The sequence below is a fragment of the Brevibacterium sp. ZH18 genome (assembly GCF_022748595.1).
Classification (GTDB): domain Bacteria; phylum Actinomycetota; class Actinomycetes; order Actinomycetales; family Brevibacteriaceae; genus Brevibacterium.
The window spans coordinates 18728-42943 of sequence record NZ_JALDSX010000026.1 but is presented as its reverse complement, the minus strand read 5'-3'; the positions used below and the strand labels follow the sequence as shown (position 1 = coordinate 42943).

24 protein-coding genes and 1 tRNA gene are annotated in these 24216 nt (G+C 63.1%); 14 read left to right on the top strand and 11 right to left on the bottom strand.

Annotation, left to right across the window (positions count from 1 at the left end; all coding sequences use genetic code 11):
• The first annotated feature begins 17 nt into the window (after window positions 1-17).
• From MPN20_RS10805 to gap, 4 genes are all read left to right on the top strand, one after another.
• Window positions 18-1796 carry a serine hydrolase gene (locus MPN20_RS10805; RefSeq protein WP_242781982.1) on the top strand — a complete coding sequence of 593 codons (1779 nt, stop codon included), beginning with the start codon at window positions 18-20 and terminating at the stop codon, window positions 1794-1796.
• 204 nt (window positions 1797-2000) lie between these two features.
• Window positions 2001-2345 (top strand): carboxymuconolactone decarboxylase family protein, encoded by a 345-nt coding sequence (locus MPN20_RS10800; protein WP_242781980.1) that lies wholly within the window; start codon window positions 2001-2003, stop codon window positions 2343-2345.
• A gap of 59 nt (window positions 2346-2404) precedes the next feature.
• Window positions 2405-3424, top strand: coding sequence for a DJ-1/PfpI family protein (locus MPN20_RS10795; protein WP_242781978.1), 1020 nt, complete (start codon window positions 2405-2407; stop codon window positions 3422-3424).
• A gap of 300 nt (window positions 3425-3724) precedes the next feature.
• On the top strand, window positions 3725-4720 hold the full coding sequence (gene gap, locus MPN20_RS10790; RefSeq protein WP_242781976.1) for a type I glyceraldehyde-3-phosphate dehydrogenase: 996 nt from the start codon (window positions 3725-3727) through the stop codon (window positions 4718-4720).
• A gap of 172 nt (window positions 4721-4892) precedes the next feature.
• On the opposite strand, the gene MPN20_RS10785 is transcribed toward gap, so the two are convergent.
• Entirely contained in the window at window positions 4893-5210 is a 318-nt protein-coding gene (locus MPN20_RS10785) for an XRE family transcriptional regulator (RefSeq protein ID WP_242781974.1), read from the bottom strand.
• A 256-nt stretch (window positions 5211-5466) separates the two neighbouring features.
• Between MPN20_RS10785 and MPN20_RS10780 the strand changes: the two genes are divergently transcribed.
• Window positions 5467-6273 (top strand): hypothetical protein, encoded by an 807-nt coding sequence (locus MPN20_RS10780; RefSeq protein WP_242781972.1) that lies wholly within the window; start codon window positions 5467-5469, stop codon window positions 6271-6273.
• Window positions 6274-6335: 62 nt separating this feature from the next.
• On the opposite strand, the gene MPN20_RS10775 is transcribed toward MPN20_RS10780, so the two are convergent.
• Window positions 6336-8264 (bottom strand): sugar phosphate isomerase/epimerase and 4-hydroxyphenylpyruvate domain-containing protein, encoded by a 1929-nt coding sequence (locus MPN20_RS10775; protein WP_242781970.1) that lies wholly within the window; start codon window positions 8262-8264, stop codon window positions 6336-6338.
• 155 nt (window positions 8265-8419) lie between these two features.
• Window positions 8420-9742, bottom strand: a complete 1323-nt coding sequence (locus MPN20_RS10770) for an MFS transporter (protein ID WP_242781968.1) — start codon at window positions 9740-9742, stop codon at window positions 8420-8422.
• A gap of 196 nt (window positions 9743-9938) precedes the next feature.
• On the opposite strand from MPN20_RS10770, the gene MPN20_RS10765 reads away from it, so the two are divergent.
• Genes MPN20_RS10765 through MPN20_RS10755 form a run of 3 tightly spaced genes read left to right on the top strand, consistent with a single transcriptional unit; the run spans window position 9939 to window position 12019 of the window.
• Window positions 9939-10664, top strand: coding sequence for an IclR family transcriptional regulator (locus tag MPN20_RS10765; protein ID WP_242781966.1), 726 nt, complete (start codon window positions 9939-9941; stop codon window positions 10662-10664).
• Window positions 10664-11119 (top strand): type II 3-dehydroquinate dehydratase, encoded by a 456-nt coding sequence (gene aroQ / locus MPN20_RS10760; RefSeq protein WP_242782003.1) that lies wholly within the window; start codon window positions 10664-10666, stop codon window positions 11117-11119. Before MPN20_RS10765 ends, aroQ begins: the two co-directional genes overlap by 1 nt.
• Before the next feature lie 57 nt (window positions 11120-11176).
• On the top strand, window positions 11177-12019 hold the full coding sequence (locus tag MPN20_RS10755; protein WP_242781964.1) for a shikimate dehydrogenase: 843 nt from the start codon (window positions 11177-11179) through the stop codon (window positions 12017-12019).
• Here the strand turns inward: MPN20_RS10755 and MPN20_RS10750 are convergent, their stop codons facing one another.
• The 6 genes from MPN20_RS10750 to MPN20_RS10725 form a co-directional block, all read right to left on the bottom strand.
• Window positions 12020-13033, bottom strand: a complete 1014-nt coding sequence (locus MPN20_RS10750) for an alpha/beta fold hydrolase (protein WP_242781963.1) — start codon at window positions 13031-13033, stop codon at window positions 12020-12022.
• A 223-nt stretch (window positions 13034-13256) separates the two neighbouring features.
• Entirely contained in the window at window positions 13257-14222 is a 966-nt protein-coding gene (locus MPN20_RS10745) for a VTT domain-containing protein (protein ID WP_242781962.1), read from the bottom strand.
• A gap of 128 nt (window positions 14223-14350) precedes the next feature.
• Entirely contained in the window at window positions 14351-15391 is a 1041-nt protein-coding gene (gene mgrA / locus MPN20_RS10740) for an L-glyceraldehyde 3-phosphate reductase (RefSeq protein ID WP_347566824.1), read from the bottom strand.
• A gap of 63 nt (window positions 15392-15454) precedes the next feature.
• Window positions 15455-15940 (bottom strand): VOC family protein, encoded by a 486-nt coding sequence (locus MPN20_RS10735; RefSeq protein ID WP_278189838.1) that lies wholly within the window; start codon window positions 15938-15940, stop codon window positions 15455-15457.
• A complete protein-coding gene (locus tag MPN20_RS10730) occupies window positions 15894-16115 on the bottom strand; it encodes a 4a-hydroxytetrahydrobiopterin dehydratase (RefSeq protein WP_278189837.1) in 222 nt (73 codons plus the stop codon). Before MPN20_RS10730 ends, MPN20_RS10735 begins: the two co-directional genes overlap by 47 nt.
• Window positions 16116-16124: 9 nt before the next feature.
• A complete protein-coding gene (locus MPN20_RS10725; RefSeq protein ID WP_242781961.1) occupies window positions 16125-16730 on the bottom strand; it encodes a CGNR zinc finger domain-containing protein in 606 nt (201 codons plus the stop codon).
• Between the two features lie 312 nt (window positions 16731-17042).
• Between MPN20_RS10725 and MPN20_RS10720 the strand changes: the two genes are divergently transcribed.
• The 3 genes from MPN20_RS10720 to MPN20_RS10710 all read left to right on the top strand — a co-directional run bounded on the left by MPN20_RS10720 (window position 17043) and on the right by MPN20_RS10710 (window position 20266).
• A complete protein-coding gene (locus tag MPN20_RS10720; RefSeq protein WP_242781960.1) occupies window positions 17043-18428 on the top strand; it encodes a gluconate:H+ symporter in 1386 nt (461 codons plus the stop codon).
• A 222-nt stretch (window positions 18429-18650) separates the two neighbouring features.
• Entirely contained in the window at window positions 18651-19931 is a 1281-nt protein-coding gene (locus MPN20_RS10715) for an FAD-dependent oxidoreductase (RefSeq protein ID WP_242781959.1), read from the top strand.
• Window positions 19932-20014: 83 nt separating this feature from the next.
• Window positions 20015-20266, top strand: a complete 252-nt coding sequence (locus MPN20_RS10710; protein ID WP_242781958.1) for a PspC domain-containing protein — start codon at window positions 20015-20017, stop codon at window positions 20264-20266.
• Between the two features lie 80 nt (window positions 20267-20346).
• Here MPN20_RS10710 and MPN20_RS10705 read toward each other — a convergent pair.
• A tRNA-Lys gene (locus MPN20_RS10705) sits at window positions 20347-20419 on the bottom strand.
• A gap of 117 nt (window positions 20420-20536) precedes the next feature.
• A complete protein-coding gene (locus MPN20_RS10700) occupies window positions 20537-21475 on the bottom strand; it encodes a hypothetical protein (RefSeq protein ID WP_242781957.1) in 939 nt (312 codons plus the stop codon).
• Between the two features lie 187 nt (window positions 21476-21662).
• Here MPN20_RS10700 and MPN20_RS10695 point away from each other — a divergent pair, with 187 nt between their 5' ends.
• From MPN20_RS10695 to MPN20_RS10685, 3 genes are all read left to right on the top strand, one after another.
• The gene (locus MPN20_RS10695; protein WP_242781955.1) at window positions 21663-22250 is read left to right on the top strand and encodes a hypothetical protein; all 588 of its coding nucleotides are present in this window, start codon (window positions 21663-21665) and stop codon (window positions 22248-22250) included.
• 330 nt (window positions 22251-22580) lie between these two features.
• A complete protein-coding gene (locus tag MPN20_RS10690; protein WP_242781953.1) occupies window positions 22581-23201 on the top strand; it encodes a DUF47 domain-containing protein in 621 nt (206 codons plus the stop codon).
• Between the two features lie 3 nt (window positions 23202-23204).
• Entirely contained in the window at window positions 23205-24215 is a 1011-nt protein-coding gene (locus MPN20_RS10685; RefSeq protein ID WP_242781951.1) for an inorganic phosphate transporter, read from the top strand.
• Window position 24216: the final 1 nt, after the last annotated feature.

The window sequence follows — 24216 nt, the reverse complement described above, 5'->3', positions numbered from 1 at the left end:
GACCGCGGAGGCGACACATGGCAGATATGAAGAAGATGCTGCACAGCCTCACCGACAATCCGGCGACCCGTCAGTTCGGCGCACTGTCCGGCAACACCAAGGGCATCGGCGCCGATGCGAGCAGCAGCGACTCGGCCGAAGCAGACAGCTCTGCGGGCCCATCAGGTTCGAATGACCCAGCGACGTCCGGTCCGTCGACCCCCGGCTCCAACACTCCGAAGAACCCGCGTTCACCGAAGAGCTCCGCAGATTCCGAGGAATCCGACAATGCGCTGCCGTTGCCGAAAGCCGGCGAACTCACCTCAGCGAGCGAAGATGCCATCGTCGACCCCTCCGAAGCGATCCTCGAACGCATCGATCTCGACTCCTGGAAATGGCCCGAATACTTCGCGTTCTCGTTGACTCGGATGGAAGAGCTCTTCCCCGTCGGCGGCATCCCTCGCGGAATCGGCCCCGTCCGCGACTTCGTCACCGAAGAGCACGACTTCCGCCCGCTCCTCATCGACCGTGAGAAATGGCCCGGCGCCGATGAATCGTGGTCGACCGTCGGCGACGTCCTCGCCAACACCTTCACCGACGCGTGGCTCGTGACCCGCGACGGCGTGGCCCTGGCCGAGGAATACGCGTGGCCGATGAAGCCAGCTCGTCAGCACATGCTGTTCTCGATCAGCAAGTCCATCGTCTCTGCAGTCATCGGCGCGCTCGTCGACGCCGGCAAGCTCTCTCCGGACGACCTCGTGACCGCATGCATCCCGGCTTTGGCTGAGAGCGGCTACGCCGGCGCGACGATTCGCAACCTTCTCGACATGCGTTCGGGCATCAAATTCTCGGAAGAATACCTTGAAGAGGGCTCAGAGATCCGGGCGCTGTTCGAAGCCGTCGATATGGCGCCACGCACCCCCGCCTCGGCGAATGGGATCAAATCCTTCCTCACCGGCCTCACCGCCGAACGCGAGCACGGGGGAGCTTACGTCTACCGCAGCTGCGAAACGGACGTGCTGGCATGGATCTGCGAGTCCGTGGTCGGCCAGCCGTTCTCGGTCATCGCCAGCGAATACGTGTGGTCGAAGATCGGCGCAGCGCACGCCGCGCAGGTATGCCAGGACAAATGGGGCGGATCCATCGCCGACGGCGCCATCAGCACCACCCTGCGTGACCTCGCCCGATTCGGCGAGATGATCGCCCGCGGAGGCACCACTGCTGATGGTCGACGCGTCCTGTCCGGCCAGTGGATCGACGACATCTTCACCGGTGCAGCCGACTCCGCGCAGGTCTTCGCTGAATCACCTTCGGGCAAGTCGTACCCCGGCGGCATGTACCGCAGCCAGTTCTGGGTGCCCTCGGCCAGCCGCGACGTCGTCATCGGCGTCGGAATCCACGGCCAGATGCTCTACATCGACCGCGCCACGCAGACTGTGGGAGTCAAGCTCTCGAGCGACCCCGAACCCGTGAGCATCGCTGCCCAGCATGGCACCTTGGCGATGTTCGAAGCCATCGCCGAGGCGGTCCCCACCCGTCCCGTGCCCACAGCGGATCCGATTGTCACCGACGACCAGACCCCCGCCGAGGCGGTGACAGTCCCGGAACCGACCACGTCCCCTGGGGCCGTGCCGAGCCCCGAAGCCGCTGTGAGCCCCGCAATTCCCGCGGCAGTACCGATTGCAACTGTGGCGGCGAGTGGCGCGGTCGACCCGAGCGGCGAAGTCTCACCGATAGGTGAAGTCGCACCGATCCCACAGGCGATCGATCCTCAGCTTGGTGTCCAGCCGATCGGCGTCCCGACCAGCGTCGCCTGATTGCTGACTGCCGACGACTGACTGCCTACTGCTGGCTGCTGTTCACCGACTGCTGTTTGCGGTCGTCTGGGCGCTGGGAGGCCTGTGCAGGAGACCTGTGGCGGACATCTGTCTGGGAACTCTTATGACGAAACCCCTGGGGTGCGCGCCGGTTTTCGCGTAGCGTGACGGGTGCAAGGACACCTACTCAGGAGGCAATACGCTATGTCTGAATTCCTCGATCGCGAAGGCGACGCCAAGTACGACAAGGCTTACAAAGAGACCACCCCAGACATCCTCAAGGCATTCGGTGGATTCAATGACGCGGTCTTCGCTGAAGAAGGTCGCGAGATCCCGCTGAAGTACCGCGAGCTCATCGCTTACGCTGTCGGTCTGACGACTCAGTGCCCCTACTGCATCGACGCGCACTCGAACAACGCGGTCAAGGCCGGTGCAACGGAGACGGAGCTCGCCGAGACCGCCTGGGTCTCCTCGGCCATCCGCGCCGGTGGATCCTTCACCCACGGTCGCCTCGGCTTCAAGTTCACCGGAACCCACGACCACAGCTGAGGTCTCGCAGAAGCGTTGAAGTGTGGGCCGTCCCGGATTGCTTAGACTGAAGAACAATCATGAGCGACGAACCCCGATCAACACTGCGCCGGACACCCCGTCTGAAGCCGCACCGAATCCTCGTGCTGGCTCTGGGCGGGGTGTCTGCCATGGATCTCGGAATCCCGCTGCAGGTCTTCGGCGCAGAGTCGAATGCCGCTCTTGCACAAGCGCAGGTGCCTACAGGGAAGTGGCCCTACTGCGTCGACGTCTGCGGTGTCGTGCCCGGAATGGTCGTCGGTGCCGACGGACTCTCCTATGCAGTGGATGTAGGACTCGAGGCCATCGAGACTGCCGATACGATCATCATCCCCGGAGCCACCTCGGTGGTCGACGATGAACCACCGGCCGTCGTCGTCGGTGCTCTTCTCTCTGCCTTCGAACGCGGAGCGAGGATTGCTGCGATCTCGACGGGCACCTATGTCCTCGCCCGGACGGGACTGCTCGCTGGGCGGCGAGCCACCACGCACTGGTCGACCGCGAAGGAACTCGCCCGACGCTATCCTTCGATCGAAGTGGACGAGAACGTCCTCTTCATCGACGAAGGACAGCTGCTCACCTCAGCAGGAGCCGCCTCGGCGGTCGACCTCTGCCTTCACCTCATCCGCGGCGATCACGGGGTCGGCCTGTCCAACCAGGTTGCGCGTCGACTCGTGGCCGCCGCGTACCGCAGCGCTGGTCAGGCGCAGTACGTGCCTCGCAGCGTGCCCGAGCCGTTGGGCGACGTCTTCGCCGACACGCGGGAATGGGCCTTGCAGCACATCGGTGAACAGCTGACCCTGACCGATCTCGCGGAGAACGCTGGCGTTTCCGTCCGCACCTTCTCCCGGCGTTTCGTCGACGACACCGGGTACACCCCGATGCAGTGGGTGCTCCGTGCCAGAGTCGATCTCGCCAGAGAGCTCCTCGAGGACAGTGACCTCGGCATCGAGCAGATCGCTGACCAGGTGGGACTGGGTACCGGAGCGAATCTGCGGATGCATTTTCAGCGCATCCTCTCGACCTCACCGAGCGAATATCGCCACACGTTTTCCGAGTGACTGTGGGGGAGGGGCTTGGTCCACGACCGACCTCCTGTTGCTTGGCAATGAAGTAACGGCGGATCTCTGCTGATGCTGAGGTGGGGCGGGTCTCTGCCTGCGAAGTCGATTTCTGCCCGAACGCACGTGCGAGATGGCCCTCACCGGACGCGATAGTTCTGACTGGCCAAATACTTTCGGCATCTGGCAATACAACTGGCTTGAACCTTTCGGAAAGTGTCGTGCTGGCCACTGTCGGAAAGATCTGAAATCGCCGATCATAGAGATGTACCCACAATCAGGTCTCTGCAAGGAGTGACATTGACTCGCATCGCCATCAATGGTTTCGGTCGTATCGGACGCAGCACACTGCGCGCGCTGACAGAGCGCGGCAGCGATCTTGAGGTCGTTGCCATCAATGATCTCGGACCCATCGAGGACCTGGCCAGGCTGCTCAAGTTCGACACCACCCTCGGTCGATTCGGCTACACGGTCGAGGTCTCCGGGGACACGCTCATCGTCGACGGCAAGCCGATCAGGATCCTCGCCGAGAAGAACCCGGAAAATCTCCCCTGGGGTGAACTGGACGTCGACGTCGTCCTCGAATCCACCGGACGTTTCACCAAGGCCGAGAAGGCGCGGGCGCACATCACCGCCGGTGCGAAGAAGGTCCTCGTCAGCGCCCCGTCGAAGGGGGCAGACGTCACGCTGGCCTACGGTGTGAACACCGAGGCGTACAAGCCGGAACACACCATCATCTCCAACGCCTCATGCACCACCAACGCTTTGGCGCCGCTGGCGAAGGTCCTCGACGATCTTGCCGGCATCGAACAGGGCTTCATGACCACGGTCCACGCCTACACCGGTGACCAGAATCTGCAGGACGGGCCGCATAAGGATCCCCGTCGTGCTCGCGCCGCTGCGGCGAACATCATCCCCACGTCGACCGGGGCCGCCAAGGCCATCGGCCTTGTGCTCCCGCAGCTCGAAGGCAAGCTCAGCGGCGATGCCATCCGCGTTCCCGTGCCGGTGGGCTCCATCGTTGAGATCAACACGACCGTCTCCCGTGAGGTCACCCGCGATGAGGTGCTCGACGCCTACCGCACGGCTGCTGATGGAGAGCTCAAGGGCATCCTCGAATACGAGACCGAGCCGGTCGTCTCAAGCGACATCGTCGGTCAGGCCGCATCGTCGATCTTCGACTCCGCGCTGACTCGTGTCGAAGGCAAGCGAGTCAAGGTCGTCGCCTGGTATGACAACGAATGGGGCTTCTCCAACCGCGTCGTCGACAACCTGGAGCTCATCGCGGAAGGCTGAACACTCTGACCTCAGTGCCGACGGTCTGTTGTCAGTACATCACCTGAGGGCGGTCTTCCAGAAGCACCAATGACCCCGAGCATGCGCAACGCATGCTCGGGGTCATTCGTATTTGCCGTGTGAGAGGGTCGGGCCCAAGCAAGGGTGGCCTGAGGGCTGTATCTGTTCGGTCTCAGACGTCGTCGTCGGCGGCCATTCCGCCTTCGCCTTCCCAGCGTTCGATGGCACGGACCTTTGCGCGGTTGAACTTCAGGCGAACGCCGTAGCCGCCGTTGGAATCGTCGCGGACGAACCTGGCGCCGTATTCCTCGAGAGCTTCCAGCAGGCGGTGCTCCTGCTGCTCGGTGAGATCCTCACGTCCCTTTTCGTAATCCTTGAGCTCGGCCTTCTTCAGGTCGGCTCTCGAAGACACTTCTTTTGCCGAGATGCGGCACAGGGCGCGGGCGGCGCGAGCCAGCGGTCCGTCGATGATGATCTCTTCACTGCTCATGGACTCACCATGCCAGAAGCCCTGCGATTCCGCCACATGGTCACGCGGCGAATTCCGGCGCCGGCGCCGACGCGAGCTGCGGTGCACCTGCAGCCTTGGTTCTCGTCACATTTCTAGGCATCAGTTCTTCTTTATGTTCTATTCATGCTCGATCATGTCATGTCAGTGCCGAGGTCTAGTGTCTTTATTGAGCCCGCGACTATGGGGTCGGGGCAGACGCGCCGCCGAATGTGACGCATGACGGAAGGTCAGAACAATGATGATCACGACCAACAGTGTGGCCCGCTTGGCACAGCGCTGCGGAGAGTTCCTTGACGAACTCGGGCAGCCTTTGACGATCGGCTATCCGAGGAGCCTCGCCCTGTGTCTCCTCGACGCGATCTATTCCACTGGGTCGCACCCAAGGGCGGTGGACAACGTCATCGACAGATACACTGCACGGCACGGACGCGAGGACGGCGCCAAGGCATTGCGCTATTCGATCGCCGCCGCCGGTGGGGCGCGCATGTGGGCAGAGTCCGTGGCGTGCAATCTCAAGCCGGCCAGCACCCATCCGGGCGCCTTGCTCAAGGCGGAGGTTGTCGACCGTGCCACCCGGGTCATGGCCGACCACGACATCGACACCGTGGCTGACCTGCTCGATGTGGTCGGGCGCGAACCGTGGATCAGCCCATTCTCCAACGCTGTGTCCGGAAGCTGGCTGGCTCTGCCCAGCCAGAGTTCGGGCATCACGTGGCTCCACCTGCTCATGTTCGCAGGTTCCCCGCATTTCGAAGTCGATGACAGGGTGACGCGCTACCTTGCCGAGGTAGCTGACCCTGAAGCCGAGCTCACCATCGACTATGTGCACGCCGAGATTGCAGCGGCCGCGCATGTTCTCGATGCCGAGGTGGGGATGGTGGAACGGATCGTCTGGCTGGCCTCACATGGGCGGATCCTCTCGAGGCTCAAAGCAGAGGATCTCCTCCCTGCCGCTGGTCCGATAGTGGGGCTCGAAACCACCAGTCTGGTGTGGGAATTTCCCGACGAGTATCGGAAAACCCAAGAGGCGGGGCCCTTCTGAGCGGTTCTCCCGATTAGAAGCGAAAAGGGGAGGTAACACAAGGCCGCGACGGAACTGTCGCGTCAGAGCCCGGCGTTGCGTCGATGCTGCGCGGCCAGGCGCACCGGCGCTCCTGGAGCACCGTAGCCCTGATAGTCGCTTCGGCGTTCGACCATCTCGAAGAACACGGATCCGATGGTGGACGTGTAGAAATGCAGGAACTGGCCGCGTTCGTCGCGGTCATAGAGGATGTTGTTCTGCTCCAAACGCTGCAGGAGGTCCTCATCGAGGTCGAAGCGAGCGGCGAGGTCCTCGTAGTAGTTCCGCGGGACCTGCAGGAACTCGAGCCCGCGCTCTACCGCGGTCGAAGCGGCAGTGAAGATGTCCTCGCAGGCGATGGCCACATGCTCGGGATAGGACTCGGCCGGCGACCCGGTGCCACGGACGGCTGCCTCGACGCTCTGACTGGGGGAGACGTTGAGCGGCATCCGCACCCCACCGTCGGCACTCGACATCACCTGCGACCTGACCAGGCCTGATGGGCTCGGCACGTCCTGAGAGGGTTGGGCATGAAGTGCCAGCAGTGAGGAGTAGAACAGCACCGCTTCGTCGTAGTGATTCGACGGTTGTGCAAGGTTGATGTGATCGATGTTCGAGACCCGCTCGTCCTCGTCGGTTCCGAATTCCGAGACCCAGGCAGGGGTGGAGCCGTTTGACTGGTGGAAGAAGACCTCGGATCCGTCGGGGGCGAAGACTCCGCGCAGCACCTCATCGTTGCGGGTCTGCTCCCTGGGAACCTCGACCGCGTACAGCAGCGAGGCGCGTTCCATGCTCGCCGTCGAATCGTCGACATCGAATCCGATTCCACGCAGGAATGTGCCCTGCAACGGAACCAGCGCCTGTGACGGCACTTTCGCCGAGACCGGAGCCGAGGCGGCTTCATCCCTTGCAGCTCCGACGACGTCTGCTGGCCCGATCATTTCGGTGACGATGATGCGGGCATCTCCGCGCGACCACAGCTGCACGTGCGGCTTCGCATGGTGGAAGCCTATGAATCTGAATCCGAGCTGATGCATCTGCCTGGTCAGTGCGCCGAGATCGTCGGTGCTCAGTTCAACAAAGTTGAATCCGCGGGGCTCGGTGACCTCGGGCAGAGGCTGCAGATCGAGGGTGAAGTTTGCGCCAACGCTGCCGTTGATCCTCGCAGTGACGCTGGCCTCGAGCCAGCGCAGGGACCGCAGACCATCGACAGCCGTCCGATTCGTGTCGGCCTGACGGAACGAGTCGTTGAAGACCTCGAGTGAGACGGGGCCCGCATACCCCGTGCCGGCGACCCGGGTCAGGAAATCGCTGAGGTCCCAGGCGCCCTCGCCGGGGAACACCCGGTGGTGGCGAGACCAGCTGAGGACGTCCATCGTCAGTGCAGGGGCATCGGCGAGCTGGAGGAAGAAGATCTTGTCACCGGGGATCTCCAAGATCCGGTCCAGGTCTGTACTGCGCGAGAGGATGTGGAAGCTGTCCAGGCAGGTTCCGATCCGACGATGATCGGCGGCGCGGACAAGGTCCCAGGCATGGTCGTATTCGGAGACGAAGCGTCCCCACGCCAGTGCCTCATAGGCGATGTCGACGTTGTACTTCTCGGCCAGGTCACCGAGGCGGCGCAGCTGCTCGACGACGACACGGTCGTCGTCGATGGTTGCTGTTCCCACGTTCGAGCACAGGAGCATCGTGTCCATGCCGAGCCTGGTCATGAGCTGGAACTTCGTCTCTGCGCGCCGCAGGTTCTTCTCGAGCTGCGCTTCGTCGACACCTTCGAAATCCCGGAACGGCTGATACAGATCGAGGCTGATGCCCAGGTCGCGGGCCAGCTGTGCAATGGACTCCGGGGAGTCAGGAGAGACGACGAGGTCCTGTTCGAAGATCTCGACCCCGTCGAAGCCTGCCAGCGCTGCGGCCCGGAGCTTCTCCTCCAGGGTTCCGGACAGGCACACTGTTGCTATCGACGTTCTCATGGGCGTCTCTCCTTGGTCTCGGGTGCGGACACAGAGACCATTGTCTCGTGTCCGCGGATGCTGTGGTGTTCGAGCGGGGAAGTGATGGTGCTGCCGGAGTCAGTGCCAGTCGCACTCAGCTAGCGCGAGGAGCACTGACTTCGGCAGCGATGCGGTCAGCGGGAGCGGTCCGCGTGGACGACGTCGATCTCCTCGAGGGTCAGGCCCTTGGTTTCCTTGGCAGTCATCGCTGCCAGTGCGGCGAAGACGCAGACTGCGGCGGTGAAGCTGGCCACGGAGACCCAGTTCTGACCGGTGGCACCGGCGACGGCGGAGGCCAGAACGGGAGCGAGGCCACCGGAGACGGCGAAGCCGATCTGTGTGCCGAGCGCGAGCCCGGTGACCCGAACCTTGGTCGGGAACATCTCCGCATAGAAGGAGGGCCAGATCGAGTTCGCCATCGAGTAGGCGCAGCCGGACATGATCGCGCCGCAGACGAAGATGAGGATCCAGCTTCCGCTGGAGACCGCAGCCAGATACGGGAACATCATCAGCCCGGAGCCCAAGGCGCCGGCGATGAAGATCGGTTTGCGCCCGAAGCGGTCGGAGAGGAGCGCGGCGGCCGGGATCGCGAACAGAGCAACCCCGTTGGCGGTGACGGAGACCATGAGCATGGTCGAACGCTCGAGTCCGACGATCGAGGTGGCGAACGACAGCGACCAGACAGTGAACACCATGTTCACGGTGTTGACCATGGCGCAGGCCGCTACACGAAGGACCGCAGCCTTGTGCCACCGGAACACCGACATGAGCGGTGGCTGGTCTGCGCGGGCTTCCTTGAAAGCGGGCGGCTCGTCCAGGCCGCGACGGATCAGCCAGGCGGTAAGCACCACGAATGCCGAGAGCCAGAAGGGCACCCGCCAGCCCCAGCTGAACAGCGCCTCCTCTGGGAGAAATGCGGTGAAGGGAATGAAGACGGCTGTGGCCAGGAGGGTGCCGAACTGGGTGCCGTGCAGCGTCCAGCTCGTCGTCCAGGCGCGTTTGGTCTCTGCCGAGTGCTCGAGGGAGACGCTGATCGCGCTCGCCTGTTCACCTGCTGCGGACAGGCCCTGGATCACTCGACACAGCACCAGAAGAGCAGGTGCGAGGTATCCGACCTGGTCAAACGTAGGCAGGCAACCGACGACGAAGGTCGAGAACCCCATGAGGAACAGGGTGAGCATGAGGACGAACTTGCGTCCGAACCGGTCTCCCAGCGGCCCCATCACGAGGGCGCCCAGCGGGCGAACCACGTACGCGACGCCAACGGTGCCCATTGCCAGAAGGATGGCCATGCCCGGGGCGGTCGTGTCCGGGAAGAACAGGACGTTGAGCACCAACGCCGCAGCGGTCCCATAGACCGCGAAGTCGTAGTACTCGAGGGCTGAACCCGTCCAGCTCGACAGTGCCGCTCGCAACGGGGTCTTGGCCGGGCGAGCATCTTCGGTCGCGTTGATCATGCTTCCTCGCATCTCTCTATTGCCATAATGTGGAAGTAATTGTTACATTATGGTTTACAGTGTGATTGAGATGACATAGTCTGTCAACGTTCGGTTCATGAAAAGTACTTTCAGATGATGTGCTGAGTGAGTCGCACGGTCTGTGCAGGACAACGAAGCAGGGAGGCGACGAATGCCGGCAAAAGGGTCGAATTCAGTGACCAAAGCCTTCGATATGCTCGAACTCCTCGGCGATCACCCTGACGGCATCAGCGCCGCGCGAGCCTCCGAACTCAGCGGACATCCCTTCAGCACGGCATATAGGCTGCTTCGCGGACTCGTCGAGTCGGACTATGCCGACTATGACACCTCCACCAAGCTCTACACCTTGGGTATGGAGGTGTTCCGCCTCAGCCAGAAAGTTGCGCATCGTCGCGGCTTCAACGGTGCGACCAAGGACCTGCTGCAGGCACTGACGAAAGCCACGGGGGAGTCGAGCATCCTCGCGATCCGTCAGGGCAACGTCGCGCTGACTGTTCTGGCTGTCGATGGCCCGCATTTCCGCACCACGACCGACCCCGGTGACGAATCACCGCTGCATACCTCCGCGATCGGGCAGGCGCTTCTGGCCCACGACCCGAATTGCGATGCGACCATCAATGCCCTCGAGCTGGAGCCGCGGACGCCCAACTCGATTACTGATCCTGCGCAGATGCGCAGGAAGGCCGAGCAGATCAGAGAATTGGGTTGGGCCGGACAGTCGGAGGAGAACGATGTGGGGATGAATGCTCTTGCTGTCCCCGTCATCGACCTCGATGGCAGGCTCCTGGCTTCCCTCGCGCTCGCCGCTCCCGTCTTCCGCAGATCGCTCGACGAACTCGTCGAACTCGTCCCCCTACTGACAGAGGCTGCGACCGCGATCGCCGCCAGATTGCCCAGGTGATGATGAATACCGTCCTCGTCCTCAACGGACCGAACCTCAACCTCCTTGGTGTGCGGGAGCCCGAGATCTACGGGCGCACGACTTTGGCCGACATCGAAGAGATGTGTTCAATCAGTGCCGCCGAGGCGGGGCTCGGCATTCGCTGCGTGCAGAGCAACCATGAAGGCGGACTCATCGATGCCGTGCACGAGGCACGGGAGACGACGGTTGGTGCGGTCATCAACGCAGGTGCCTATACGCACACCTCGCTCGCACTCCATGATGCGCTGAAATCCTATGACCACCCGATCATCGAAGTGCACCTGAGCAATCCGCACGCACGAGAGTCCTTCCGCCATCACTCGTACCTCTCACCGGTCGCCGCTGCGGTCATCGCCGGAGCCGGGGCCAGGGGATACGTGCACGCCATTGAGATTCTGGCGGAGAAGCTCCGCCGCACGGATTCTGCCGAATGACGACGCCAGCCCCGACATCACACGAAAACTTCCCCGACATCACACGAAAGTGAGACCATGACTCGATCACTGCTGCTGGGACTCATCGGAGAGGGCATCTCCGCTTCCCGCACTCCGCGAATGCACGAACTCGAAGGTGCACAGCACGGCATCCCCACGATCTACCGGACCATCGATGTCTCTGAGGCCAGACTCGAATCGGCATCACTGGACGAGCTGCTCACCGCCGCCGTCCGTCTCGGCTTCAACGGTCTGAACATCACCCATCCGTTCAAACAGCAGGTCATCGATCTGCTCGACGAGGTGGATCCGCGAGCCCAGCGGATCGGCTCGGTCAACACCGTCGTCATCGATGAATCGGGGCGAACCACGGGTCACAACACCGATGTGACCGGGTTCGCACGGGGGTTCGAAGCCGGACTCGAGGGTGCGGCGAGGAACCGCGTCGTGCAGATCGGTGCGGGCGGAGCAGGTCGGGCCGTCGCCTTCGCCCTGTCGGAATTGGGGGTCAAAGACCTCGTCATCGCCGACATCAGTGCGGAGCGAGCACAGGATCTGGCCGCCGAGATCGGCGAGCACGTCCGCGCGATCTCCACCTCAGAGCTGGAACCGGCGATCACCTCGGCGGACGGAATCGTCAACGCCACCCCGGTCGGCATGGTAGCCTTTCCGGGCACACCCTTCGACACGGGTCTGCTGGATCCGCAGACCTGGGTCGCCGATGTCGTGTACTTCCCGCTCGAGACCCAACTGCTCAGAGAAGCGAAGGACAAGGGTTGCCGGACCCTCGACGGTTCGGGCATGGCAGTCAATCAGGCGATCGACGCCTTCGAACTCTTCAGCGGATGCAAGGCCGACCCCACGCGGATGCGCGAGACTTTCCTGTCCTTCGGCGCCTGATCAGTCTCCCAAGAGCTCCTTGACTGCGCGATCGATGAACTCGGTGTCGGTGGGGTTCGCGCCGATGCCGGCGAAGTGGCCCCAGACTCCCGGTATCTCTCGGAACTTGCTGCCCGTGATGAGTTCACCGGCCCGCTGATCCTCCTCCGGTGCGAAGTACCGGTCCTCGTGAGCCGGCATCTGAATCAGTCGGGCCTTGATGGCTCCGAGTGCCTTCTTGGTGTCGCCGTCGAAGCCGGCCGTGTTGCCGACGTCTCCGTGCTTCCAGGTCCGGAGCATCGTCAGCAGGTTGTTGGCGTCGCGCTGGAGGAAGTGCCCCTCCCAGAAGCCCACCATGAAGTCGTCGAGGCTGACATATCCGAGTTGGCGCCACACCTCGTCCCAGTAGAACTGTGCGGAGAGACCCCAGCCTGCATATACACGGGCGAACGCGCGAAGGCCGACGTCGGGCTGGCGGTCGTACCATCCGTTCTGCCAGGTCGAGTCGGCGGTGAGTGCAGCGTACAGCGAGTTGAGGAAGACGATGTTGTTCGGCGACGTCTTGGTCGACCCGCAGAAGGGGAGCAGCCCGTCCATCATGTCCGGATATTGCACGCCCCACTGATAGGTTTGGCCGGCACCCATCGACCAGCCCAACACGAGGCGCAGGTGGTCGATGCCGAAGTGCTCGGTCACGAGCTGGTGCTGTGCCCTGACATTGTCGTAGAAGGTGCAGTCGGGGAATCGAGAACCATTGCGGGGCTTCGGGGTGTTGCTGGGCGATGATGATTCGCCGTTGCCGAACAGGGCCGGGATGATGATGAAGTACTTCTCCGGGTCCAGTCCCATGCCGTCTCCGACCAGCCAGTAGTTGTCAGAGATGAACCCCGAGTACCAGGTGGGGTAGACGATCGCGTTGCTCTTCTCGGCGTTGAGTTCGCCGAAGGTCACGTATGCCAACTTCGCTGACTCGATCGTCATCCCGGACTGAAGTTCGAAGTCACCGAGCTCGTAGGTCGTGTAGTTGTCTGTCATGATCAGCCATCCTTCTCACTGGGGGCCGTCAGGTCTGCCAGATCAGATCATGCGGCCAGGAGTGCTCAGCCTGTCGATGCACAACTGCGGTGACGCAGAGCAGGAACGAGAGCGCATTCCTGCAGTTCGCTCCTTTGCGTGAACTCGATCGCCAGCACCGGACTGCGATTCAGTCCGCTGACTGCAAGCTAGCAGGGTTCCCGGGGAATGCAATGGCAGCGGCTCAGTGCGCGTTCTTCTGCTTCCGATATTCCCGGATATAGGTGATGACGAAGATGCCGACGATGATCGCCAGCGTCAGCCACAGCGCATACTTGTCGACGACCTTGAGGACGTCGACGGCGGCCTCGCCCAATTGGTAGCCGAGCGTCGTCCAGATGAGGGTGAAGAGCAGGCAGCCGAGCAGATCGGCAATGAGGAACAGTGACAGTCGCATCCGTGTCCAGCCGGCGACCAGGTAGACGAGTGTGCCGGGAACGCCCGGGCACCGCGACACGATCGTCATGAGGAACAGCGCCCAGTTCGGGATCCGTTTGAGGCTTTCGATGCGTTTGATCTGACGCTCATTCTGAGCGAAGAGTCGCAGGATTCCATCGCCCCAGCGCCTGCCTGCCAGCCAGAACGCCCAGTCGAGCTTGGCCATTCCGATGAAACCGGCGACAATGACGAGCCACAGCGGGATCTCGCCGATGCGGGCGTAGGCGCCGCCAGCGACCACTGCGGTTTTTGCGCCATTGATGAACTCCTGCAGAACAGGAGCGTTGACCAGCATCCACGGGCGCAGCGGCATGAGCGCCAGGTAGACGATCGGCACCCCGATGATGAGGAAGAGCAGAATCTTATCGAGGCGCGTGGCCTTGCCCTGCCACGGTTTGATCGCGGCCCAGGGATTCTCCTCTGACTTTGTGGACGACTCAGCTGTGTCGGGCGCTTCGGATACCTCTGATGCCTCAGATACTTCTGACGCCTCGGACGCCGTGGGCGCCTCGGATACCGGTGAGTCTGTTTCCGCGGGCCTGCCGGTGGAGGTGCTCCGCTCTTCGGAGCAGCTGAACTCGGCTTCGCCGCCGAAATTGCCCGAGTTGCCGGATCTGCCGGAGTCGCCCGAGTTGCCGGATCGGCCGAAATCGCCGTTCGCACCGGAGTCGCCGAATGCGGCTTCGTCGTCGGGGAGTCGGTTGTGGCTCATCGAAGAAGGCTCCTGGGTGCGGCTTGGCGGTCGGCGCTCACGCTATCACGGCAATATTCGCGTCCCCACGCATTGCTTCTGTCCCGGGTTCGTTCCCCGGTGAGAACCGATATTCGCAGAAAGATATGTCAGTCCTTCGTGCTGCGACGAGCATCGCCCCAGATGTCGACTCCGGAGTCGACGGCGAACTCGTCGATTTTGGATAGCTCCTGGTCGCTGAACGGCTCTGCTTTCAGGGCTGCGACATTGTGTTCGAGCTGATCGACTCGGCTGGCACCGATGACCAGCGATGACACGCGATCGTCGCGCAGCGCCCAGCTCAATGCCATCTGCGCCAACGACTGGCCGCGGGCCGCCGCGATGTCATTGAGGCTGCGAATGCGGGTCAGGTTGTCCTCGGAGAGGAACCCGTCCTTGAACGACGGGGTGGCTTTGCCGGCCCGTGAGTCCTCAGGAACTCCGCCCAGATACTTGTCGGTGAGCAGCCCTTGGGCCAGAGGTGAGAACGCGATGACGCCGAGGCCCTCGGAGTCGGTGGCCTCGAGCAGTCCGTCGGATTCGATCCAGCGGTTGACCATCGAATACGAAGGCTGATGAATGAGCAGAGGTGTGCCCAGGTCCCGCGCGATCGCCGCTGCCTGTGCAGTGTCGGCAGCTGAGTAGGACGAGATGCCCACGTGCAGTGCGCGACCCGAACGCACAGCGGTGTCCAGAGCGCCGATGGTTTCCTCCAGCGGAGTCGAAGCATCGGGGCGGTGCGAGTAGAAGATGTCGACATAGTCGAGGCCGAGTCTGCGCAATGACGCATCGAGGCTCGAGAGCAGATATTTCCGGCTGCCTCCGGGGCCGCCGTAGGGTCCGGGGTGCATCGCCCAGCCGGCCTTCGTCGAGATGATGAGCTCATCCCGATACTGAGCGAGGTCCTCCCGCAGCAGACGCCCGAAGTTCGTTTCGGCCGATCCAGGCGGAGGCCCGTAGTTGTTCGCCAGGTCGAAGTGGGTGATGCCGAGGTCGAAGGCCCGACGGACGATGTCGCGCTGGTTCTGGAAGGCGACGTCATCGCCGAAGTTGTGCCAGAGACCCAGAGACAGTGCGGGGAGCACGAGTCCGGATCGGCCGACCGGGCGATAGGTCATCGATTCGTAGCGGTTCTCAGCGGCAAGATACACGGAAGCTCCAGGACAGGCGGAGGATGAACTGTTTACGACCAGCTTAGGCGAGGACGGGAAGGTCTATGAACGGTTCTCGAGAGTGCACACGCAGGCCCGGTTTCCTTCGGGGTCGGCGAGGACGGTGAATGACGGCGCCATCGACTCATCGACGATCGTGCCACCGGCCTCGACTGCGGCACGGATCCGCTCCGGCGCCACCGCCGGCGGGACCGAGATGTCCGCATGCAGACGTTGGTGAGGTACTTCGTGCTCCTCGCAGTCCTGGAACCACAGCAGCGGCATCTGCCCACCCGGGTCGATGAAATCGGGGCCGGAGACGTTCCCCGCGTCTCCTGTCAGCAGGGCGGCCCAGAAGGGCGCTATCTCCTCACGATGGGCGGTGTCCATACCGAGTTCGAGGACCGCGGGGGCGCTCGGATCCGCCTTCACCCCCGCCGAGGCGGCGAGTTCGCTGATACGTGCCGCGAGGTCGAGATCTCGGTCGGTGACTTCGCCGGTGTCATGGCTGGTCAGTCGGATATCGACGTGCGGAAAGGAGCGTGACATCGGGGTGGTGATTGGCCTCCTCGGCAGCGGCGCCGATGCGTTCGAGGAGCTCGACTCCGGTCGCGAAGTCGCCGGTAAGAAAGCGTGCAATGATGCACTGCGGCAAGCCCTGCCAGTCGGTAAGCCCTCTCGAATCGAGCGTGTCGAGCAGATTCTGTCCCGTGTAGGTAGTCATCAATCCATGCTAGGGACTCAAACGCCGTCCGGGAACCCTCACTTCTTGTGTGGGACCCCTGCTGCGGTGCCCGCCTTCTGCTGGCCTGCTCTTCGCGCGGTGGCGGCGCACAGCGTCACGATTGGCGCAGCGGACCGAACAGTAGCGCTGCCGACCGTTGCGCGTGACGTCGACGACGACATTCGTGCACGGATCTCCAGGAGCATGGCCTGCGGCGCAGCGGCGCAGCCGGTGCATGCCCCGAGTCGTCAGGTGGAGTGCCGTGCCGACGCAGATCACTGCTCGCAGCACATGTGCCAGCGACTGATTCTCATCCCGGTAGTGCAGGTGCCAGCCCTCGTCGTCGTGATCGACCAGCCGCGGGTATGCCGCCGCGCTCATCATCACGGCGTTGAGAGTTCGGGCTCGCTCCTCCGGGGTCTCGGCATCGACGATGCTCAGCCACTCGTCAATGACATTGCGGGTGTCGCCGAGGTCGTTGTCCGTTTCCGTGAAACCCATCGTCATCCCGAACTCACGGGTCCTCGCCTCGATCCCGTTCCGATCCGCAGGCCAGTCGTTGGCCAATGAGGCTGCCAGCAGGACCGCATATTCACCGTAAGGGTTGAGTTGCATAAGACCATTACATCAGAGTTGTTCCCATGGCTGCCAGATCAGATCGCTTCTCAAGAGATTCGCTCCACAAAGTCAGGGATTCTCCCTGCACCGAGGATGCGCCCGCCCGCAAGCCCCAGCTCTGTGAACACGGGTGGGAGGTAGAGTCGCGGCACCAAGTATCCGTTGGCACAGTGTTCTATGTTCGGTGCGTCCTCTGTGGAGTGCGTCGGGTCGACGTCCAGAGTTACGCGCAGGAGCCGCCAGTGGCCGTGAGTGCGGAGCTTGCCCCTCGCTGATTCGGCCGAGGTGGGGGAGCGTATCGTTTCTCCAGTGATTGGCCCTACCGCATACCTCGTCGTCCTTCTCTTCGCCTCGATCGCGTTGCTCATCCTCCTCATCAATTGGAAGACCAAGCTGCATCCGTTCCTGGCGCTGCTCATCACCTCAGGGTTGACGGCGTTCGCTGCCGGTGAGGAACTGGGCAAGATCCCCGAGACGCTCATCGCAGGTGCCGGTGACACCCTTGGTGAGACCGGCGTGGTGGTGGCGCTCGGCGCCATGCTCGGACGACTGTTGGCTGACAGCGGCGCCATCCAGAGGATCGCGAACCTCGTCATCGAGCACTCCTCTCCGAGGGCTGCGCCGTGGATCATGACCGGCGTCGCCTTCATCATCGGCATTCCCATGTTCTTCGAGGTCGGACTCGTGGTGCTCATCCCCGTGATCTACGCGGTGGCCTCGCAGCTGGAGAAGAAGACCGGGCAGAAGAAGATCTGGTATCTGCGCATCCTTGTTCCCGCAATCGCGGCCCTGGCCTGTCTGCACGGCATGGTGCCACCGCATCCAGGACCGCTCATCGCCGTCTCCGGCCTGGGCGCCAATGTCGGGCTGACGATCGGCCTCGGGCTCATCTGCGCGATCCCGACGGTCATTCTCGCCGGTCCGGTCTATGCCCGCTGGATTGCGCCTCGGGTGAATCTCGAACCCAGCACTGAACTCATCGACCAGTACACGGGAGAACGCACCGAGGCTGACGCTCGGCCGCTGCGCTCGATTCCCATCTGGCTCGCCTTTTCCACCGTCCTCGTCCCGGTCGTTCTCATGCTCGTCCACACAGTGGTCCAGCTCGTGGCCCCGAACTCTTCCTTCGAACCCGTCGCCGAGGTCCTCGGCAACCCCGTCATCGCTATGCTGGCCGGCGTGGTCTTTGCCGCCATAGCCCTGGGCTGGACCTCGGGGATGGGCGGCGAGAGGATCCGCAGCTCCTTCGGCGAGAGCCTGAAATCGATCGCCGGAGTCATCCTCATCATCGGCGGCGGCGGTGCCTTCAATGAGGTCCTCAAGGATTCCGGGATCGGAGATGCCGTCGTCGGTGCGACGTCCCACCTCGACATGAACCTCATCCTGCTCGGGTGGTTCATCGGCATCCTGCTCTCTTTCGCCACTGGTTCGGCGACCGTCGGGATCACCTCTGCCACCGGAATCGTCGCCCCGCTCATCGGCGACCACTCGGCCGCCTACGTCTCCCTCGTCGTCATCGCGATCGGTTCGGGCTCGATCGGCCTCAACTGGGTCAACCATGCAGGATTCTGGTTCGTCAAGGAGAGCTTCGGCATGACTCTCGGGCAGGCCACGAAGACGCACATGATGGTCCAGACCCTGGTGAGCGTCTTCGGTCTGATCTTCGCCTTCCTGCTGTCGCTGCTGTTCATCTAGCACTCAGATTCCGAGTTCACGCAGCAGCGCAAGTCCGCGGACAAAACCAGCGTGGGCGGTCCCGAGCGCTCGATGATTTCGCGACTAGGGGAGTCGCTCTGCTTGACGGTTTTCGCTCCGGAGCCACGCGTCTCCGCTCCGAGATAACCATCATCGGGACTACCCATGGCAGTGGCGGAGGACTACCGTGGATTGTGCTCCCGACTGGCAGAGGAGAATGTCATGGGCGATACCGAGTATGGCAATGCCGATTCCTCCGCGGACTGCATCATCGCCGGCGGCGGACCGGCTGGAATCGTTGCCGGGCTGCTTCTGGCGCGGGGAGGCATCCGTGTCGTGGTGCTGGAAAAGCACAAAGATTTCTTCCGCGACTTCCGCGGCGACACCATCCACCCGTCGACGCTTCGCCTGCTCGACGAGCTCGGTCTCTACAACAAATTCGCGCGGCTCGCCCATCGACGCGTCACCGGTGTCAGCATCACCGGCGCTGACGGTGAGGAGAAGGTTCTCGCCGATATGTCCCGACTGCATGTTCCCTACCCGTTCGTCACCGTTGCGCCGCAGTGGGATTTCCTCAATCTGCTCGCCGAGGCGGGAGAGAGTGAGCCTGGATTCGACCTTCGGATGGGGGTGGAAATGACCTCCCTGATCTGGGACGACGATCGAGTGGTCGGAGTCCGAACGCAGTCGTCCGAGGGCGACGATGATCTCAGCGCTCCTCTAGTCGTCGCTGCTGACGGTCGTTGGTCGAGAGCCCGGGAGGAGGCGAATCTGTCGATGCGTGAGCTGCGGTCGACGATTGACGTGTGGTGGTTCCGCATCGACACTGAGGCACAGCTCGCCGACTCCATTGCTCCTCGCGGGCGCGATGGCAAAGTATTCGTCGCCATTCCGCGGGATGGGCATGTGCAGATCGCTCGGCTGATCCCAAAGGGCGAGGACGAGAGGCTCCGCGCCGAGGGCGTCGATGTGCTGCGGAACGCCGTCGCTGAGACCTTCCCTGAATTGGCCAGTGATGTCGGAGCTTTGGAGCTCGATCAGGTCAAGCTCCTCGACGTTCGCCGCAATGAGGCCAGACGCTGGTATATCGACGGGCTGCTCTGCATTGGAGACTCTGCTCATGCGATGAGTCCGCTGGGTGGAGTCGGGGTCAACCTTGCGGTCCAGGACGGGGTGGCCACGGCGCGACTGCTCGCTGAGGCGCTGCGGAAGGGCCGCGTGACCACTCACGATCTCCGCCGTGTGCAGCGCAGGCGGATGCTGACGACGAAGGCGGTCCAACTGCTGCAGAGCGGCATTCACCGGATGATCGAACCGGTCGTCCATGAAGGTGGAACGATCAGCCCGCCGGCACCGATCCTGTGGTTGCTCACGACCTTCCCCTCGCTCACTGTGGTCCCCGCGAGGATCCTCGGCATGGGCATCACGCCGGAACACGCTCCGGACTTCGCTCGCAGGTCAGAGACGGAGCCCCAGAATCAGGCAACCGCGTCTTCGGCGTGACCGCGACCGGTTACGGATTTCCTCACCTTTCCAGGTGGTCAGCACCCGTGCGACGGCGCTTGGGTCTGCGTAGCGTAGGGGAAATGAGAAAACTATTTGATTCCATTCGCAATACAGGCTTCCGTCGAGGCCCCGAGCGCATTCTCGGTGGCATTGCCGGGAGCCTCGCCGAGATGACTGGGCTCAATGTCTGGTTGGTCCGACTCCTCGTCCTCGCCTCGTTCCTGCTTCCGGTCCTGGGCCTCGGCGCATACTTGATCGCCTGGGCGCTCACGCCGTGGCAGGACGGCAGCATTCCTGTGGAACAGGTCTTCGGCGGTCGCCTCGAGCGGTGACAGAAGCGGTCGACGGAACGAACAGCAAAGAACCCCTCCGATCCCGATACTGACTGGGATCGAAGGGGTTCTTCTGTGGGTGGGCCCCGTGGGGATCGAACCCACGACCCACGGATTAAAAGTCCGTTGCTCTACCAACTGAGCTAGAGGCCCCGCCCCAACTCGGCCGGAAGGATGAGCATCCATTCGGTGTTGCCGGAGACTCAATAATAGTAGAGGTAAGTTGCCCGAATACTCAAACCAGGAATGCCTTGCCCAGGAGCGCGGGTGTTACTTCTCGAGCTCTGGGTGGTCATCGCCTGGCTGAGTGCCGGATGAGTCGTTCCTCGTGGACGAATCCTGGTCGGCGGCCTCGTCGATGACGTCTGACTCGATCGCCTTGTTCTTCTTGATCTTGCCCCGAAGCGCAGCGATGTTCGTGAGTTTCGACAGCAGTTTGCGATCCTTCTTGGGTGCGACGTACTCAGGGTCTGTCTCCAGAGGGAAGATGGTCGGCGCGGCACCGAAGGCCTCGTTCGCCTCCTTGGCCACCTTCCGTGACATCTGAGAATTGACGACGCCGCCGATGATCGCACCGATGCCGAACGGCAGCAGACGTCCAACAAGCGACCCGCCGGCACGAGCCGCGAACTTGCGAATGAAGGTCTTGCGCAGTTTGCGTAGCATCAGGTCGACGACGGGCGCCGGCAGCTGCTTGGTGACTGTTGAGCCCCAGTTGCCGAGCATCGATTCCGTGCCGCCGGACTGCTTGCTGAAGCGCTGGACGATGTTCTTCCCGTCCTTGCCGAGCATCAGTCCGAGGACCAGAGCGTTCGCGCGATTGGCGTCCTGGACCGGCAGTCCGTGGATCTCAGAGACCGCCTGGGCGAAGAGCGCTGTGCCCTCGAGGAAGCCTGCGGTCTCAGCAGTGGCCACACCCAGTGCGGCTGTTGTTCCGAGGCCGGGAACTGCAGCGGTCGCGCCGACAGCCGCGCCACCTGAGGTGGTCAGCGTCAGGTAGTGCCTGCGAATGATCTTGATGAGCTCTTCCGGAGTCGCCTCCGGGTTCCTCCGGCGCAGGCTGCGCACATAGGCCAAGGCCACAGGCCGCTGGACGGACAACAGCCTCGACAGCATCGACTGGGCACGGGGATTGAGGGTTCCATCGTCATTGACGGCGAATTTCGCCGCCCGATTCAGGCCCGTCTTTGCCACTGATGATTTTGCCACGGGAGTTCCTCGTCGTTGTCTGCGCTCGCATCCCGCGGGTTACGGGCACGAATCTGGCACCAGTTTAGTAGTTTCCATTGTGAGCTCGACGGGCAAACCCTGACCGCGAGGCGAAAGTTCGCACAGTTCGCCGCACAGGTCGCCGCACAGGTCGCCGCACAGTTCGGGGGACTAGACTTTCGTGACGATGACACAGCCACGATTCCACCGCCCCATTCCCCTCGCCGATCTCGACTCGCTCAGCGCTTCGACCGATCCGGTCACGCGTTCCGAGACCTCTCACGCGACGGCCGCACTCCTCCTCGGCGATGCTCAGGGCAACCGTGATGAGGCCGCAACGAGGCGCTTCGTCGAACTCGCCGACGATATCGGGCTCGAGGTCATCGCCGAGATGTGGTCCTCGGCGCCTGCTGTCTCTGCCCCCGGTGCGCTGTGGCGGCTGTATGCGCTGCGCGAATGGATCCTCACCGCCCCGCGCGAACTCGCCGAAATGTTCGCCGTCGGCCAGCGCACGATCACCCAGGGGATCGGGCTCGACGAGATCCTCGCCGGAGTCGAACTTCCCGCTGGCCCCGACGAGGTGGCGCGAGCCATCGATGAGATCCTCGTTGGTGCCTTCCGCGGGGATGTCGTCATCGCGCTGCTGCGCGCCGCGGCCTTCGTCGGCATCTGCGCCGAGGGCACAGAGAGCTCCGAGATCCGGACCCGACTGCACCAGCTGTCGAAGGACCTCAAGGACGCAGCCGTCTCCCACCGCCACGGCGGACTCGACTGAAACGCCTCGACCGAGGTGCCCTAAGCGAACCTCCCCAGCTGAACAGCTTCGGCTGAGACAGAATATTCCTCACCCGGCCCTGTGCGGACTGTGAGATTTTCAACGTACGTTCACCCCGCCTCGGCGGTGGATTCACAAACGTGAGCGAGTATCGTAGGCGGTGGCCTTCGGGCCACCGGACGTTGGATCGTCGAAGCCCCGGGCTCCAATTTCAGCCGCTTCGAGCGGCCTATCGCCGAGAGGCGCTCTCACGGTTCAGCGTCCGGCACATATCATTGAGGCATCATGCACAATCGTCCGGCGTGACCGGGCCCCGGCCAGGAGGAGCGCATGCGGCTCAAACGAGTACCGCAGGACACTGTCTTCTACGAACGTCTCTCTGATCTGGTCGGCCAGATGCGGCAGTGCAACTTGGTGCTTGCCGAGCTCTCCGGCATCGACGTCAGTGAGCGGCGACAGGTTTCGGATCGCCTCCGCGAGATCGGTGATCAGGCCGACGAGGACATGGGTGCGGTGCTTCGAGCACTGCGCGAGAACTACATCACCCCCTTCGACCGCAATGACCTCTACCTGCTCGGTCACCACATGCGCGACATCTGCCACCGCCTCCACGGAGTCGGGTTCATCCTCGCCTCCGAAGCCTTCGACGAGTTGCCCTCGGGTGTCCTGGAGACCCTCGCGGTGCTCTCGAACCAGACGGATCACACCTCGCGGATGATCACCCGACTGCCGGGCAAGCTCGACCAATGGGACTTCGTCGATGCGATCAATCGCCTCACCTATCAGGTTGAGACCTTGCAGTGGCGGATGTCGGACGCTGTCCCCAACGCGAAGCGCGGGCTGACCTACATGGCAGCGGTCTCCCAGTTGGGCCAGAGCTTCGTCCGCGCCGCGCACGGCTTCACCGAGCTCGGCAAGGTCGTCGCGGCCATCGCGATCAAGGAGTCGTAGTCCGTGGAGCTGCTCTTGGCGGGAGTCATCGTGACCGCGGTGATCTTCGCCGGTTCGAACGGGTTCCATGATGCGGCGCTGACGATCGGCAATGCTGTTGTCGGACGCGCTCTCAGCGCGCGCTGGGCCGTGGGCCTGGCCGTGGTGTTCAACTTCATCGGGGCACTGCTGGGCGAGGGCATCGCCTTCGTCGTCGCCAATCACATCATTCATTTCTCCGGTGCGCCCGAGGCGGTTCTCACCTGTCTGATCATCGCCTTCGGCGCAGCGACGATCTGGAGCCTGTTCACCTACTACCTGGCTCTGCCGGTGTCCTCGACGCATTGCCTCATCGGTGGACTGCTGGGAGCGGGACTCGTCCTGGGATTCAACGTCAACTCGGCCGAAACCATGAACTCGGTGATCCTGCCCCTCGTGCTCTCTCCCATCCTCGGGTTCCTGCTGTCTTGGGCACTGACCCTGCTGTTGTCGAAGGTCTTTGCCTCCTCACCACCCAAGCCGCTTTTCCGCGGCGCGCGCATGGTCGACTCGATTCTCACCGCTGCCCTGTCCTTGGTCCACGGTGTCCAGGACGCGCAGAAGATCGCGGCTCTGGTCATGGTCGGGATCCTCGCCGTCGAGACCAGCGGGGGTTCTGAACTCTCCGTTCTCGACATCTCCTGGCCCGTCCGCCTGCTCATCGCGGCGGCGCTGGCGCTGGGAACTGGGCTGAGCGGGTGGCGGGTCGTCCGCACCCTATCGGTGCGCATGGCCAATCTGAACCCGCTGAAGTCTGCGACCGCGGATGCGACCGCCACAGTGCTCATGTACACCGCGGCGATCATCATGCGCGTGCCAGTGTCGCTGACCTTCGTCCTCGGGTCCGCCATCATGGGCACTCAGTATGCGGGGCGCAGAGGTCACCCGCGCGCCCGCTTCGTCATCCCGGTCGCCGGCGCCTGGTTGCTGACCATCCCCGCAGCAGCGCTGCTGGCGATCATCATCGGACTCGTCGTCAGACTGTTCGGCGGGTGAG